Source organism: Phytoactinopolyspora endophytica (assembly GCF_004138495.1).
Taxonomy (GTDB): domain Bacteria; phylum Actinomycetota; class Actinomycetes; order Jiangellales; family Jiangellaceae; genus Phytoactinopolyspora; species Phytoactinopolyspora endophytica.
Genome location: NZ_ML142850.1, coordinates 402,824 through 403,473 on the forward strand (window position 1 = coordinate 402,824; position 650 = coordinate 403,473).

At 74.5% G+C, this 650-nt stretch carries 1 protein-coding gene; it reads right to left on the reverse strand.

The features are described 5' to 3' along the window. On the reverse strand, positions 1–650 hold a 650-nt coding region (locus ELR45_RS34605), incomplete at both ends, for a hypothetical protein (protein WP_165367490.1).

A 650-nucleotide genomic window follows, 5' to 3' on the forward strand; every position in this document is an offset into this window, starting at 1 on the left:
GCGGCCACGGCCAGCCAGACCGGGGCGGACTCCGAGGTCAGCAGTGTGGGTGTGTTCCGGGCCGGGGCATCCAGCACGGCGACGGCCACGGTGAGTGCCCAACCGAACGCGGTCACGGCGGCCGCTCTCGGCACGCCGACCACCGAGCCCAGAGCCAGCGTCAGGACGGTCAACGCCAGGCTCGCGAGCAGCCAAGGCACCGGGGAGCCGTAGCCGGACACGACGCCGACGGCCGCCGCCACCGCCGTCGAGGCCGCCAGCACGACAGCCGAGCGGACCAGGAGCAGCCGGAGACCTCCACCCGGCGTGGACGCGATGATCTCCCGGGAATCGTCCAGGCCCGAGCCGTATGAGAGGGCGACGCCCAGGATCGGCACCATCGGCGCTACGGCGCCGAGCAGCGGGATCTCTCCGCCTGGGGTCAGCGGCATCATGGCTCCGAGGGCAGCCGCCAAACCCAGGACGACGACGCTGGCGCCCAGCCACGCCCATCGCGCCGCCGGCCCGGCCGCCACCAGTACCGACACCTCACGCCAGCGCGATCCGCGCCGGACCAGGCCCTGCGGTGCCAGGCCGGCGGAGACCGCCGTCCAGCCGTCGTCCACGGCACGGGCCAGCGACGGGATGTCATCGGCGGCAGCGGTGACCAC